Below are 503 nucleotides of genomic sequence, written 5' to 3'. Positions count from 1 at the left end.
CCAGCGCCCGCTCCGGCGGCGTCCGGCGCGCCGGCCTCCGGGGACTCCCTGTTCGGCGTGGATCCTTCGGAGGGCGCCGGGCGGGTGGCACACGATCCCACTCGGGTCTTCGAGCGGCTCCGCGCGTGGCGCACGTCCGTCGCGCGGGCCGACGCGGTCCCGCCGTACGTGATCTTCCGGGACGCCACCCTCCACCAGATCGCGGCCGAGCAGCCCCGCACGCTTGCCGACCTGGCGAGGATCAACGGCGTCGGCGGGGCCAAGCTCACGAAGTTCGGCGACCAAATCCTCGCCACCCTTGCCGAACTGGACGGCGATTCCCCGGCGGCGCCCGCGCGCACCGCCGCTTCGAATGCCTCCACGGCGCCCGGTTCGGTCGCAACCTCGCGAAGGGAACAGCCCGCGGCCGCGACACCCGCCACGGCGGCCCCCGCTCCGGCCGCGACACCCGCCACGGCGGCCCCCGCTCCGGCGGCGGCGCGTGCCGCGACACCCGCCACGGC

1 protein-coding gene is annotated in these 503 nt (G+C 77.1%); it reads left to right on the top strand.

The features are described from left to right. Positions 1-57 precede the first annotated feature (57 nt). Positions 58-503 (top strand): HRDC domain-containing protein (locus tag ABD352_RS57695; RefSeq protein WP_425553638.1); only part of this gene is annotated, 446 nt, incomplete at its 3' end.

Origin of the sequence: Dactylosporangium salmoneum (assembly GCF_039532525.1) — a bacterium.
Classification (GTDB): domain Bacteria; phylum Actinomycetota; class Actinomycetes; order Mycobacteriales; family Micromonosporaceae; genus Dactylosporangium; species Dactylosporangium salmoneum.
Note: the sequence above shows the minus strand (reverse complement) of the source record. Positions and strands in the feature narration are given on the sequence as shown.